The 13,027-nt window shown below is 64.7% G+C and carries 14 protein-coding genes and 4 pseudogenes; 10 read left to right on the plus strand and 8 right to left on the minus strand.

Features of this window, described 5'->3' with window-relative positions; genetic code table 11:
* Positions 1-640: 640 nt before the first annotated feature.
* The 4 genes from dbpB (ACFXMG_RS00265) to ACFXMG_RS00280 are packed head-to-tail and all read right to left on the minus strand — an operon-like array spanning position 641 to position 4,693.
* Positions 641-1,738 carry a DGQHR domain-containing protein DpdB gene (dbpB, locus tag ACFXMG_RS00265; protein WP_383822516.1) on the minus strand — a complete coding sequence of 366 codons (1,098 nt, stop codon included), beginning with the start codon at positions 1,736-1,738 and terminating at the stop codon, positions 641-643.
* 39 nt (positions 1,739-1,777) lie between these two features.
* Positions 1,778-2,998 carry a tRNA-guanine transglycosylase DpdA gene (dpdA, locus tag ACFXMG_RS00270; protein ID WP_383822513.1) on the minus strand — a complete coding sequence of 407 codons (1,221 nt, stop codon included), beginning with the start codon at positions 2,996-2,998 and terminating at the stop codon, positions 1,778-1,780.
* Positions 2,979-4,127, minus strand: a complete 1,149-nt coding sequence (gene dbpB, locus ACFXMG_RS00275) for a DGQHR domain-containing protein DpdB (RefSeq protein ID WP_383822510.1) — start codon at positions 4,125-4,127, stop codon at positions 2,979-2,981. Before dbpB (ACFXMG_RS00275) ends, dpdA begins: the two co-directional genes overlap by 20 nt.
* Positions 4,124-4,693 carry a hypothetical protein gene (locus ACFXMG_RS00280; protein ID WP_383822507.1) on the minus strand — a complete coding sequence of 190 codons (570 nt, stop codon included), beginning with the start codon at positions 4,691-4,693 and terminating at the stop codon, positions 4,124-4,126. The genes dbpB (ACFXMG_RS00275) and ACFXMG_RS00280 overlap by 4 nt, the downstream gene beginning before the upstream one ends.
* Positions 4,694-5,149: 456 nt before the next feature.
* Here ACFXMG_RS00280 and queC point away from each other — a divergent pair, with 456 nt between their 5' ends.
* From queC to ACFXMG_RS00315, 7 genes and pseudogenes are all read left to right on the plus strand, one after another.
* The gene (gene queC, locus ACFXMG_RS00285; protein ID WP_383822504.1) at positions 5,150-5,845 is read left to right on the plus strand and encodes a 7-cyano-7-deazaguanine synthase QueC; all 696 of its coding nucleotides are present in this window, start codon (positions 5,150-5,152) and stop codon (positions 5,843-5,845) included.
* A gap of 2 nt (positions 5,846-5,847) precedes the next feature.
* Complete coding sequence (gene queE / locus ACFXMG_RS00290; protein WP_383822502.1) at positions 5,848-6,483, plus strand: 7-carboxy-7-deazaguanine synthase; 636 nt, start codon at positions 5,848-5,850, stop codon at positions 6,481-6,483.
* Positions 6,483-6,839, plus strand: a complete 357-nt coding sequence (gene queD, locus ACFXMG_RS00295; protein WP_383822499.1) for a 6-carboxytetrahydropterin synthase QueD — start codon at positions 6,483-6,485, stop codon at positions 6,837-6,839. Before queE ends, queD begins: the two co-directional genes overlap by 1 nt.
* Before the next feature lie 5 nt (positions 6,840-6,844).
* Entirely contained in the window at positions 6,845-7,657 is an 813-nt protein-coding gene (locus tag ACFXMG_RS00300; RefSeq protein ID WP_384119442.1) for a GTP cyclohydrolase I FolE2, read from the plus strand.
* Positions 7,658-8,158: 501 nt separating this feature from the next.
* Entirely contained in the window at positions 8,159-8,461 is a 303-nt protein-coding gene (locus ACFXMG_RS00305; RefSeq protein WP_384119445.1) for a hypothetical protein, read from the plus strand.
* Positions 8,462-8,702: 241 nt separating this feature from the next.
* Complete coding sequence (locus ACFXMG_RS00310; RefSeq protein WP_383813302.1) at positions 8,703-8,897, plus strand: hypothetical protein; 195 nt, start codon at positions 8,703-8,705, stop codon at positions 8,895-8,897.
* 183 nt (positions 8,898-9,080) lie between these two features.
* Positions 9,081-9,913 (plus strand): annotated as a pseudogene (locus ACFXMG_RS00315) (transposase family protein).
* A 148-nt stretch (positions 9,914-10,061) separates the two neighbouring features.
* On the opposite strand, the gene ACFXMG_RS00320 reads toward ACFXMG_RS00315, so the two are convergent.
* Positions 10,062-10,361: a hypothetical protein gene (locus tag ACFXMG_RS00320; protein WP_383813304.1), complete on the minus strand. Its 300-nt coding sequence runs from the start codon at positions 10,359-10,361 to the stop codon at positions 10,062-10,064.
* A 32-nt stretch (positions 10,362-10,393) separates the two neighbouring features.
* Between ACFXMG_RS00320 and ACFXMG_RS00325 the strand changes: the two are divergent.
* A pseudogene (locus ACFXMG_RS00325) lies at positions 10,394-10,933 on the plus strand (IS5 family transposase); the annotation flags it as partial.
* A 39-nt stretch (positions 10,934-10,972) separates the two neighbouring features.
* On the opposite strand, the pseudogene ACFXMG_RS00330 reads toward ACFXMG_RS00325, so the two are convergent.
* Positions 10,973-11,566: pseudogene (locus ACFXMG_RS00330) on the minus strand (transposase family protein).
* Between the two features lie 45 nt (positions 11,567-11,611).
* Between ACFXMG_RS00330 and ACFXMG_RS00335 the strand changes: the two are divergent.
* Together ACFXMG_RS00335 and ACFXMG_RS00340 are read left to right on the plus strand one after the other, a co-directional pair.
* Positions 11,612-11,929 (plus strand): DUF6221 family protein, encoded by a 318-nt coding sequence (locus ACFXMG_RS00335; protein WP_359103754.1) that lies wholly within the window; start codon positions 11,612-11,614, stop codon positions 11,927-11,929.
* Positions 11,930-12,108: 179 nt separating this feature from the next.
* Positions 12,109-12,234 carry a hypothetical protein gene (locus ACFXMG_RS00340; RefSeq protein ID WP_383813306.1) on the plus strand — a complete coding sequence of 42 codons (126 nt, stop codon included), beginning with the start codon at positions 12,109-12,111 and terminating at the stop codon, positions 12,232-12,234.
* 9 nt (positions 12,235-12,243) lie between these two features.
* Here the strand turns inward: ACFXMG_RS00340 and ACFXMG_RS00345 are convergent, their stop codons facing one another.
* Positions 12,244-12,681 (minus strand): transposase family protein, encoded by a 438-nt coding sequence (locus tag ACFXMG_RS00345; RefSeq protein WP_383813308.1) that lies wholly within the window; start codon positions 12,679-12,681, stop codon positions 12,244-12,246.
* Between the two features lie 56 nt (positions 12,682-12,737).
* Positions 12,738-12,899: pseudogene (locus ACFXMG_RS00350) on the minus strand (transposase family protein); the annotation flags it as partial.
* Between the last annotated feature and the right edge of the window lie 128 nt (positions 12,900-13,027).

Here is a 13,027-nt window from a genome sequence, read left to right on the forward strand (position 1 = left end):
ACCGCTTGGGGCGAGCCACCAGGGATCATGACTGTGTGTGTTCATACTGTATGCAGTCAGCGCGGTCAACTCGTCGCGCCACACGTAAGCAGTCATTGCCGAACGGGTGCGCGACAGCTCGACGCATCTATGACATGAGCGCGTCAATTCTGGAAGGAGGGTGCGGCGGCATCTCGTGGACGTGGCGCAGGGCCCTGGTTTGGCTGTCGGCGGGTGCACCGTCCGGGCTTTCGGGTTCACCAGGGTTCTGGCTGGAGGCGGCTTCCTGCCCGAGGCGGGTGACGGTCCTTGTCTGTAGTACGGCTGAACTGCCAACGGCAGGGGATCCTCACCTCGGATGTTGCCGCGGGGGCAGGCAGGTTTTGAGCACAGTGCATTGCTCCCGCACCTGCCATCAGGTCTGCCGCCCACCGGCGGGTCCCTGCGCCCGCGTTGCCGTGCCTGCTGCGTATGAAGCCCGACCGAAGGACCGCCAGCGGCCCTTCGCCCGTCGCAGGGTAGGTGCTGCCGGCAGGAGACTCAGGGTACGCAGGGCGCCGTTCGGCACCCTGCCGGAGCTTCCTTAGCGGGGGCTGTCCGGTACGGAAGGCCCCCTGAGGCCCGGGGGCCTTCCCCCGGGAAGGAGCGTGGTACGTAGAGGTCAGCCCCGGACGGCGCGGACGAGGAGGTTGGTGAGGAGGCGGACGTCGTTGGGGGTGTTCTGCAGGCCGTTCCAGCGGCGCTGTTCTCCGTCGGGGAAGCGCCACATGCCGGAGGTCCAGGCGGTGATGGGCATGAGGCCGAGGATGGCGTTGCGGACTTCTTCGCAGTCGACCTCTTCGGCGGGCATGTCGTCGGTGAGGGTGTCCATGACGAAGCCGAGTGCCTGGATGCCGACGCCGTGGGTGAGACGGGACTGGCGGGGCGCGAGTTTCCAGGCGTCGCTGTAGGTTTCCTTGACGATGGTCCAGAAGGACCGCAGGTGCTTGAGCATGCGGTCGACGTCGCCGGTGCCGTCTTCGGGGTTGCGGTACTGGTAGAGGGCGCCTTCGAAGAGGCTGTGTTCCAGCATGCGCAGGATGCTGGTGTCCTTGATGTTGCCGTCGGGTGAGGTGGGGCTGTCAATGCGGCCGAAGAACGGGCCGTCGCCGTCGGTGTTGAGGCGGGTCATCAACTGGGCGGGGAGGCGCTTGCGGACGTAGGCGGGCGGGAGGTGGCCGCTGGTTTCCGGGAGGAGTTCGTGGATGAGGCCCTTGGGCAGCGGCTTGGTGGAGTTGACCAGGATGAACTGGGAGCGCTGGTCTTCCTGATTGTCGGCGATGAAGCCGACGGCGGCGACGGGGAACTCGGCCAGGTCTGCGTCGCGGATGGCGGCGCTGCGCTGCTGTCCGTCGACGATGAGGGCGGGCTTTTCGGTGTCGGGGAGGGATTCGTCGACCGGGATGATCAGTTCGCCCGGGACGGAGTAGCCGACGCTTGAGCGGGTGGCGCTCTCGAAGCGGACGTTTTCGTCGAAGGCCAGTACCAGGGCGTTGGGGAGCATGGCGCCCTCGGACTCGAGGTAGCGGCGGATGCCTCGGATGTGGCTGAGGACTTCGGGGCGCTGGTAGCCCTGGAGGTTGCTGGTGTCGTCGCGTCGGACGCGGGAGACGGCGGCGAAGCTGTGGATCTTCTTGCCGTCTACGGCGAAGCAGTAGATCTTCTTGTCGCCCTGGTGGACTTCGAGTGCCGGCAGCCTGAGTTCGTATCGGTCGGCCATGAGGTTTCCTGACATGTTTTATAAGAGTGGCGGTCTATTTTAGCCGAAGGCGAGGGAGCGCATTTTCGTTTCGAGGACGGTGAGATTATGGAATCCTCGACGCTTATTTCGCTCGGTTCCCCTGAATACGGCGATCTCAATTTTATGCTTTTCGCACAGCACGCATGGACATTTCTTCCATGGTGCGTCAGCGAGTGTGCGCCGGTAGTGGGGGATGTAGCTCTTCTTTTTTGGCCCGAGTACGAGGGCTTCGTATTCTTCGAGGGCTGCTACGACTTCTTCGATGGGGATTTCTTCGCGGTCGTATTCGCGGAGGGCGCGCAGGCAGTTGCGTTCTGCCGTGATGGCTTCGGCCTGGGATACGGTTCCTGAGAGGATGAGGCGTTTGAGGGCGGGGTTTCCGTCGACCTGGGGTACGCGGATGGCGGTGTAGGTGTCGGTTGCTGTGTGGTAGTTGTGGCGGTCGTCCATGAATGCCTGGCGGAAAACCGAGGTGCTGTCGAAGCTGGTCACGCCGTGGCGGGCGAACTGTTCCATGCTATCGACGCGGTTGATGCCGAGGAGGTGGAACTGGGTGTGGAGGTTGCGGATGGGGTCGATGGCGCGGAGGCAGGCGAGGATCTCGTGTGACTTGAGGGGGACCATGCCGCCTAGAGCGATGCGCTGGTAGCCCATTTTCTGCAGTTCCTGGACGCTGTGGGCATAACTGGCCGGTCCCCATCCTTGCGCAGCGCCGACGGGTTCGAACGGCGTTCCTGAGCTTTTGACGGATTTAATGAATTCTTCGGCGAGTTCCAGGGAGATTTCCTGGCGCTTCTTCCATGCGGGTTCCGGATGCTCGTCGGATTCTTCGGGAATGTATCCGAAGATGATATGGTCTATGCTGATTCCGGCATCGAATCCACACTGCTCGTAAAAATCGATGACCTCGGGGACTTTGTAAGGGGGTCGTTCTTCTTCAATATAGTTGAAGGCACCGCAGTCTCCGATGGTGGAGCATTCTCGCGGAAGGCGGAGGAATTTCCTCACACCGAGGCGGTAGAGGCGTTCCCGCTGAGGTGCCGAGTATTTCCCGGCGCCTTTCATTGAACCATCGACCACTGCCTTGCTGACGAGTATTCCATCATAAGGGACGGGGGTGACGATCTGGTGGGCGTATACGTCGTCCCGCTGGCGCACCCGGTGAGGCAGGTATTCATCGTTGATGAAGTCGTAGGTGGGGCTCACCTGATCCTGGCTGTCAGGGAAGTAGAATTTCACGCGGCTTTGCCTTTTCCTGGACATAGGTGCGAAGAAGGTAGTTCGACAGGGTGCTGATGTGACGGGGGTTGTTCTGCAGTTCGTTCCAGGGGGTGTTCAGGTCGGGCCAGCGGCCGTGTGTCCAGTGGCAGTGCGGGGCGATGAAGGCCAGTTCGGCTTTCGCCTGGTCGAGTGCGTGGGGGGAGGCGGGGTCTATCGCCATCATCACGCGGTCCATGAGGCGCCCCATGGAGCGGATCCCGACGCCGTGCATGAGTCTGCTGCGGGTGGCCGGCAGGCCCCAGGCGTCGGGGAAGGTGTCACGCACAGCTGTCCAGTAGATGATGAGAATCTGTCGGATGCTTGCGGTGTCGACGGTTCCGCTGGAAAGGTTCTTGTAGGGGAAGAAGACGCCTGAGGGAGAGTTGAGAGATTCCTGGATGGCAGTGGTCAGGCTGTTGTCGGTGACGACCGTGTCGGCTTTTTGTTCCGCCGTGGTGGAGGGGCGTCGTACCAGTCCCCGGAAAGGCGAGTCCTTGTCGTGGTTGAGGGCCTCGACCAGGACGGAGGGGAGTTTACGGGCGGACAGTTTGGTCGGCAGTTGAGTGCCGACCTCCGGCAGGAGTTCGGTAACCAGGTTGGTCGGCAGGGGGGAGACGGTGTTGACCCTCAGGAACTGGTCCCGCTGGGTTTCGAGGTCTTCGGTGACGAATCCGGCGATGGTGACGGCCAACCGGGTGTTACGGGTCCTGGCCAGGGCCAGGCTGCGCTGCTGCCCGTCGACGATCCAGGCAGGCCGGGGGGCATCGGGAGAGTCGGGCAGGGGGATCTCGAGTGTGCCGGAGGTGCACAGGCCGTCGCTGCTGCCGGGGCCGGGGCTTGACTTGAACCGGACGCTGGCGGGCAGTGCCAGGATCAGCCCGTTGGGAAAGAGGACCTCGTCACCGTCCAGGTATTCGAGGATTTGTTTGACGTGCTGCTTCTTCTCCGGACGCTGGTAGCCGATGAGCTTGCCTGCCTCGTCCCGGGAGATCCGCGCGACGTCGGCGACCTGGTGCACCTCTTCTGCCGCGAGGGTGAACACATACAGCGGGATCGTGGGGTGCTGCTCGATCCGCAGAGCCCGGCGTTTGAGCACGATGGAGGTCATCTGCATTCCATTGTCTTGGTGTAGAGGTCTGCGAAACGCTTCTGCTCGCATGCTTTGCCGTCCGCCCGGAGCATGCGCAGTAGGCGGGTGCGGGAGGGGGCTGGGTGGACAGATGCGCACTGTTCTCTGATGAAGGCGACCACTTCGCCGTCGGTCATCGGTGTCCGGGCGTAGGTCTCCGGAACCGCTGTCTGTTCCACCCAGGTGTTCCACCGGTTCATGGCTGAGGGGGTGAAAAGGGTTCCGGGCGTGCAGTTTTCGAGCCAGGCGGCGGCGGTTCGGGTGTTGAGGCTGGTCAGCGTGCCGCCTAGGGCGCGGCGCAGGCCGCTGTTGGCCGGGATGCGGGTGATCCCGTCGATGTCGCGGGCGCCGCCGATGAGGACGCTGTCGTATCCGCCTGTTGTCAGAGCGGCGAGTTCGCGGTGCATAGCCTGGGCGTAGGTTTCCGACAGGACCAGCAGGATCCTGCCGCCGTGCTGTGCGGCGATGCGGGAGAGGTCCGTGGTTCCTTGCCGGTGCTGCAGATGATCCCACCAGTCGGCGGTTCCTGTGCTGGAGGAAGCCACGGAATCGCAGTGCCGCGGCGAGAAGGTCGCCGAATAGGAGGGGGCGGGGCGGGAGACTGGAGACAGTCCCAGGCCGGCGGAGGCTACGTGGAGCCGTGGGATGAATCCTGCCCGGGCGGCTGCGCCGGCGAGGGCTTGTGCCCGGTGCCACTGGTCTCCCTGGTAGAGATCTGCCAGTGGCCGGCGGGGCCCTTGGGCTGCGGACAGGCAGTCGGTCCAGTGTTTTACACGGGCGGCGGTGTCGCTGTCGGGCAGGTTGCGTGCTTGCAGGAGTGGGTCGGGCGGATGGGTCTTCCGGTCCGTGCACGTGACCACGATGGGCAACTCGTTCACTCCGGTTCGAACCCCGCCTTCAGTAACTCGCCTCTAGTTGTGATTACTGTAGCGGCTGGTTAGGGGGGTAGGCTTCGCATGCCTCAGGGCAGGCAACCGGACCTTTGACAAGGGAGTGACGTTATGGACCGTCCCGCGATCGTTCTGCTGAGCGGCGGCCTGGACTCGACGACGGTGCTGGCCATCGCCAGGGAGCAGGGGTTCACCCCTTATGCGCTCAGCTTCCGCTACGGTCAGCGTCACAGCGTCGAGTTGGAAGCAGCTCGGCGCGTGGCCGAGGCGCAGGGGGTGGCCCGGCATGTGATTGCCGACATCGATCTGCGGGTCTTCGGCGGCTCCGCGCTGACTGCGGACATCGAGGTGCCCAAGTACGAGACGCTTGCGGACAACCAGGACAGTGGTGTGCCGATCACCTACGTCCCGGCCCGGAACACGATCTTCCTGTCCTTTGCGCTCGCCTTCGCTGAGACGGTGGGTGCGAGTGACATCTTCACCGGTGTCACCGCTGTCGACTACAGCGGTTACCCCGACTGCCGTCCCGAGTACATGGACGCTTTTGCCACCATGGCCAACCTCGCCACGCGTGCCGGAGTGGAAGGGACCTCCCGGATCACACTCCACTCCCCTCTGATCGCGCTGTCCAAGGCAGGCATCGTCCGTGAAGGGCTGCGTCTGGGTGTCGATTACTCGCTGACTTCCTCCTGCTACGACCCCGACGAGCAGGGCCGTGCCTGCGGTCGCTGCGACACCTGCCTGCTGCGGCTGAAGGGTTTCGCCGAGGCCGGTGCGACCGACCCGATCCAGTACCAGAGCGCCTGAGCATGACCTATCTGATCAAGGAGATCTTCTACACCCTCCAGGGCGAGGGAACCCATGCCGGCCGCCCTGCTGTCTTTTGCCGCTTCTCCCTGTGCAATCTGTGGACCGGCCGTGAAAGCGACCGTTCCCGGGCTGTCTGCCAGTTCTGCGACACCGACTTCGTCGGCACCGACGGTGAGGGAGGCGGCCGGTTCGCCACCGCCAGTGCCCTCGCCGACGCCGTCGAGGCCGCCTGGCCCTCCACCGACCGCGGTCACAGGTTCGTGGTGTGCACAGGAGGAGAACCCCTCCTGCAGCTCGACGAGGACGCCGTCGACGCCCTCCACGACCGCGGCTTCGAGATCGCGGTCGAGACCAACGGAACCCGCCCTGCCCCCCGTGGTATCGACTGGCTCTGCGTCAGCCCCAAAATCGGCTCCGAACTCGTCCTCATGCAGGGTGACGAACTCAAACTCGTCTACCCCCAGCCCGGCGGTGACCCCGACCAGTTCGAAGACCTCGAATTTCGCACCTTCAGACTGCAGCCCCTCGACGACCCCCACCGGGAAGCCCACACACGGGCAGCAGTCGAGTACTGCATGAAAAACCCCCGCTGGACACTTTCCCTTCAAACACATAAATACCTGGGGATTCAGTAATGGAAATCTACCGAGAATTCACCTTCGAGGCTGCGCACCGACTCCCCCGCGTACCCGAAGGCCACAAGTGCGCCCGCCTGCACGGCCACTCCTACAAAATCACCGTCCACGTCGAGGCCCCCATCGACCCTGACACCGGCTGGGTCATGGACTTCGGCGACATCAAGCGCGCATTCAAGCCCATCGACACACAACTCGACCACTACTACCTCAACGACATCGACGGGCTCGAAAACCCGACCAGCGAGAACCTCGCCCGCTGGATCTGGGACCGCCTCGCCCTCACCCTGCCCGGCCTCTCCGCCATCACTGTCCGTGAAACATGCACCTCCGGATGCACCTACCGAGGCGAATAGAACCCGTGCACGACGTCCAGAACGAACGCGACGACCGCGGAATCCCCATCGATGAAGTCGGAATCAGCGACCTTCGCTACCCTCTCCTCTTCGACGACGGTTACATCCGCCAGCAGGCCATCGCCGACATCACCGTCACTGTCGGCCTTCAGGCCGACAGGCGCGGCACCCACATGAGCCGCATGGTCGCCCTCGTCCACGACGAGATCAACACCCTCACCCCCCAGGAACTGCCCCGTACCCTCAAACGCGGACTCACCCTCCTGGACGCACCGAGCCTCACCCTTACCCTCACCCTGCCCCTGGCTACCGCCGTCACCGCCCCCGCCAGCAAGATGACGTCCTGGCAAACCCACGACATCACCATCGCCGGCCGCATCACACGCGACCACTGCACCGTCTCCACATCGGTAACCACACACGTCACCACCCTGTGCCCGTGCTCGAAAACCATCTCCGACTACGGCGCCCACAACCAACGCAGCCACGTCGCTCTCCGCATCACCGGAACCCCAGACACCCCCTACCCCCTCCCCGTCCACACCATCATCCAACTCCTGCGAAACGCCGGCTCAGCCCCCGTCATCCCCCTCATCAAACGCCCCGACGAACGCATCGTCACCATGGACGCCTACGACCGCCCCCTCTTCGTAGAAGACGTCATCCGAAACATCAGCCTCGCCTGCCGCGACCGAAACCTCACCCACCACATCACCGCAAAAAACCTCGAAAGCATCCACAGCCACAACGCCATCGCCGCCGTCACCCACACCACCACATCACACCAAGAACCCAATAACCCCTTCCATCCTGGATAGCCGCAGGCCGACAGCGTGGCAAACGGCCTGGATGACGGTGCACATTTACGGCGAGTAGAGCACCTGCCTCGACACAGGAATCGCCAAAACCTCAACCCAGCAAAAGCGCCATCACCGGACACTTCGACGTAAATGCACTCTCGGTTGAACTACCGGTAACAGGAAGACCGTTCACGGTCGTGACCGAACGGGGACCACGCGGCGCCAACCCCCGGGCAAACACGGCCGGCAAGAACAAAGACCTGTCTACAGCCGAGTTCTGCGGGCCTGGTCGGCCGAGAACCCCGACGACTTCACCTGCGAGCAACTGCTGGTGGACTGCTCGTCGCGGCGAGCCGCCTCGACGAGTTGGATGTCATGGCGGTCGACGGCTCGGAGGCAGCCAAGCGCTCCCTGACCAGTCACTGGCGGGAACGCGCCGCTGAGGACTCGGGGGTCGTCGCCCACGCGAAGACCGTGTGTGCGGCCTGGCAGCCGTCGCCATACGGACCGTGGCCAGAGATGAACCTGTACAAGGAACTGGGCATGATAGAGGCGGTGCTTGAGGTCGCGCTCGCCTTTGAGCGCGACCACGGCGACAACGACGACCTCGACGCTGTCGTTGCGTCGATGCTCGTGGATTCCGGCCGGTGGGACGAACTGATCGCCCGCGCGGGAGCGGGGAACTGGCGTGCCCAAGATCAGGTGGCGCGTACCCTTGCCGAGCAGGGACGGATCGCCGAGATCGAAGAGCGCGCGGCCTGCGGCGATCTGCCTCCCCGCTCGTACCTGTCCCCGATTACCTGGAGCAGAGCGGCCGCGTAGACGAGGCGATCGCCCTCTGGCACCATGCCATGGATACAGGGGAATACGACGGCAGGGGGCGGCTGGTCATCGTACTGGAACGACATAGCAGGGACGTGGGGTTGCTAGCGCTGCTCCGGGAGGATCCCCGGGCCTGAACAAGTACGACGCCCGGCGGCTCGCCAATCTACTGGCCAAGACCGGCCGTCTCGCCGAATTGGCGGACCGAGCGGCGGCGGGTGACGACTACTCGGATACACAAGTGGTCAACCGTCTCGCGGAAAACGGCCACGTCGACGAGTTGTGCCGCCGAGCCGTCGCGGGCAGCGGCAGCGCCACGCACGTCCTGCCGTACCTGGCCGACCGGGAACCGGAGGCCGCGCCGGGGCTGCGCGCCCTCACGGAGTACGGCTTACGGCTCGACGGCACTGTGGCCGCGCCAGAAGAGCCGAGTTGAGGAACCGCGATCCGCTGCGCTGTGGTGCCTATCCATCCGCGCCGACGAGAGCGATCACGGGTCAGGACTGTTGTTATCGCAGTGGGCTATGGGGTGATCAGTGAGCCTCTTTCATCCTGTGCCGGAGGGCGAAATGGGCTGGTCAGCTGGTGTGGTGACGAGGCAGGGCCCCTGATCGTTGGCGTGGTGATCTCACTCAACACGCCGGTGACGAAGGGGCCCTGGTGGTTCCGTAACCTGCCATGCTCGACGTCCCGTACGAGCTGGTCGAGTATTTTTCCTGGCTGCTGCATGAACACCGCCGAGCCCGCAACACACGTTGGCGCAGGCTCGGCTGCTTCAAGCAGGCGCTTCTCACCCATCTGCGGAAGAACGAGACGTTCTCGCAGCTCGGAGCGGGCTTCTGGATATCCCAGGCCACGGCTTGGCGGTACGTGGACGAGACGCTGGATGTCCTGGCCTGCTGGGCACCCAACCTCCACGAAGCGCTCACCGGTCTCGGTGAAGGCGACTTCGTCATCGTTGACGGCACTCTGATCCCATCCGACCGGATCCGTGCGGACGCGCCGTACTACTCGATGAAGCACCACAAGCATGGGATGAACGTGCAGGTCATCGCCCGCGCTGACGGCACACCGCTGTGGTTCTCCCGCACAACGCCGGGCCGGACCCACGATCTGACCGCGGCCCGGGCCCACGGCATCGTCCAGGCATGCCTGACCAGGCAGGTCCTCGTGCTCGCGGGCCGTGCCTATCAGGGCGCCGGCGCCACGGTCTGCACCCCGTACTACCACCACCGCGAACAGCCCGAGCACTACCAGCAGTTCAACCGCGACCATGCCAGGCTCCGGGCACCGGGAGAGCGGGCTTTCCCGCAGTTGAAGTCCTGGCGGATCCTCCGACGAGCCAGATGCTCCACCCGCCGCATCGGCACCATCGTCCAAGCCGTACCCACATTGCTGACCTGCAGCTATTCAGGATCAAAGAGGCTCAGTGTCACGAGATCTCTCAGATAGGTTCCCGATCGTGATTCTCGGACCGCATTCGCCTCCGCCTTACCTGCTCAGACAATTCAGAATCTTGCCGCTTGTCCGCGAACATCGATTGGAGACCATCGAGAATGCCCCGCCGATTCCTCGGCGGGGCATTCTCGATGGTCTGTACTTAGCTTGACGGAATCGTCACGACCGTCACTTGTCCATCCATTAGGCATTCGATGAGCACCGAACCGCCAAGCGGGTGGATCCAGAAGTGCGGCCCTGCGTCCAGGATGTCCCGCGCATGTCGGACCGCAACATCCGCAGGCATGGTCACGGTCGGCATCAGATAGTTGCCCCAGATGACGGCGATCCGCTCACCCCGCTGTACGTACGAGGAGAGCAACTCCGCCGCCATCCTCGTCCAGTGCTCCTCATCGTCCCACCACAGGCGGTCTTCGAACGGAATGGACTCGAAGTCGATCACGTCGCCGGTAGCAGCCGGGAATCTGCTCAGCGTCGCGGGCGGTGATCGACTCCAGCCATGTCCGGGCCGCCCGCAGGGGCCCAAAAGTGGACCCAGCCCGGTCGACCGAGCGCGGCCGGGCAGCAAGCACCACGTCCTCGTCGACGGGCAGGGCAACCGCTCGCCGTGTCTTTGACCGGCGGAAACCGCAACGACGTCACCCAGTTGCTGCCCCTGCTCGCCAAGGTCCCGTCCGTCGCCGGCCTGGTCGGCCGGCCCAGGCGACGACCGGACACACTGCTGGCCGACCGCGGCTACGACCACGACAAATACCGCCGTCTCCTCTGGGCCCAGGGCATCAGACCGGTCATCGCCCGACGCGGCGTCCCCCACGGCTCCGGACTCGGCGTCCACCGCTGGGTCGTCGAACGCACCATCGCCTGGCTCCACGGCTTCGCCGCCTATGCGTCCGCCGGGAACGACGCGACGACATCCACGAAGCCTTCCTCGGCCTGCCACCTGCCCCATCACCCACCGACACGTCCGACGCCCTTGTTAGGACCTCTAAGGGCTGTCCCGTGAATGACCTTTGAGTCGCCGGGGCAGGGGCGGCCATGGTGCGCTCCGCTCGCCTATCCGGCGAGGGTGAGATTGTGCATGCCGGGCGATGCCGAGCATGGCGTGGTGGACCCCGTCGCCCTTGAAGCGGCAATCGCGGAGTATCTTCCAGGTCTTCATCCGGACGAAGACCTGCTCGACACAGCACGGACCTGCTTGTGGGACGCGTTGTGCGCCTGCTTCCAGTCCGAAAGCTCTTCGCCCTTGCGCCGGCGGTGCGGCACGACGAACCCGGTGCCGGGATAGCCGCCGTCGGCAATCGTCAGTGTTCTTCCAACGGCGGCCTTGGCACCGGATTCCTCCCACGCCTTACGTCGCTGCGGTTCCCGGCGAGCGGCCGGCCCACCACGACCACCAGGCGGGTGTCAGCGTCGATGACGACCTGACCCCGAACAGCGGAGCGAGCTGCCGCATGGTCAGGTTCGTGCGCCAGTACGCCGCGACCAGCAGGGCCGGTCCGCCAACGGAAGACTCCACGGCCGGCCCTTGCGGACCGCGTCCGCACCCTCGCGTCGCAGCACCGTCACCAGCTTCCCGAACTGTCGCGGGCTCAGCCCCGTGAACGGAACTATCCAGGACGGCTCCGACGCCGTGATCACACCTACCACCACAAGATCGTTTCATGGCGCCCCGCACAACGCGAGAATGCCCCTATGACTGAAGAGCTGGTGAGGTTCCTTGAGGCGCGACTGGATGAGGAGGCCGACTTGGCCCGACGCTGCGACGGTGACGGATGTGGTGAGTGGTCTGCCCACGGGCACACGGTCGACTTCTGCCAGGTCGACCTCTCCGGCTTCCACCCCACGATTGCCTTGCACGTGGCCCTCCACGACCCGGCCCGCGTCCTGCGCGAGATCGAGGCCAAGCGGCGCATCCTGGCCCGCCACGCCCGCGACCCCTGGCCGTGCCACAACTTGCGCGACCTTGCTTCACCCTACGCCGACCACCCCGACTTCCCCGCCCGCGGCTGAAGCAGCACACGAGCAGAGCCTCCGAGGAAGCTGCGTGCCTGAACCGAGCCTTGCCTTCTGAAGATCGTTTACGGGACAGCCCATACGAGTTCGTGCACGGTAGGCGACGCGACGTCAAGGATTCCTGCGGGGCTCGGTGTTCACATCTGCCATGCCGGGATCAGGTCCGCGGTCTGCTGATGAGAGAGCAGGCCGGCGACAGCCTGGACGGTGTCGCACATGTGCTCGCGGCGGCCGAGGTGGCGGGTCAGGGCCCGCCAGTTCTTGAGGTGGGCGATGCCGTGCTCGACCCGGATGCGGCGTGAGGAGTGCGCTTACCGCTGTCGCTCGTACATCTCCTCGTACCAGTCAGGAGCGTCCTTCTTGAACTTGCGGTGCGGTGGTGTCACCACGCGTCCGCCAGTCTCGGCGCCGAGGCCCTGGTAGCCGGCATCAGCAAGGATCTCCGCCGCGGGTCCGTCGGCCAAGAGCTTGACCAGGCCCAACTGGCGGGCATGAGTGATGTCCGCACAGCTTCCGGGCTCGGCCGGGCTGCACCACAACACGCGGCCTTCGCCGTCCGTGACCACCATGGACTTGACGGCGTTCTGCTTGTTCTTCCCGGAGATGAACCGGTCTCGGTCCTTTCGGCCGGCGGCGGGCCGCCGGACCCGGATTTCGGTGCCGTCGATGATGCCGGTCTTCCCACCGCACCGAGGTGCTCGACAACCACGGCCAGGGAACGCAGCCGCACGCCGGAACTGACGGTGCATCCCCGCTCGGCGAACAGGGGCCGCACCTCGCCGATGGCGCGGGTGATGGTGGAACGGTCCACACCGAACCAGCAGGCCAACGCATCGCGCGTGGCGCCGTGACGGAGATGAACGAGGGTTGCCAAGAGCCGGTCGACGAACACCAGCCGATGCCGGGCACCGGCGCCCACGGCCCGCTTCCGCGGCCGAGCGGCAAGCCTGTCGCTGATGACACTCATGCCACAACGGATCCACCTCGGCGATGAGCTCAGCAATCACCTCGGCCGACATGCCCGTGACCCGACGGTTGCTGATGATCACTGCACGAGACGTGTTCCCCACCACCCGACCATGATCGATCATCCAA

Source organism: Streptomyces sp. NPDC059201 (assembly GCF_042754585.1).
In the GTDB taxonomy this organism is placed as follows: domain Bacteria; phylum Actinomycetota; class Actinomycetes; order Streptomycetales; family Streptomycetaceae; genus Streptomyces.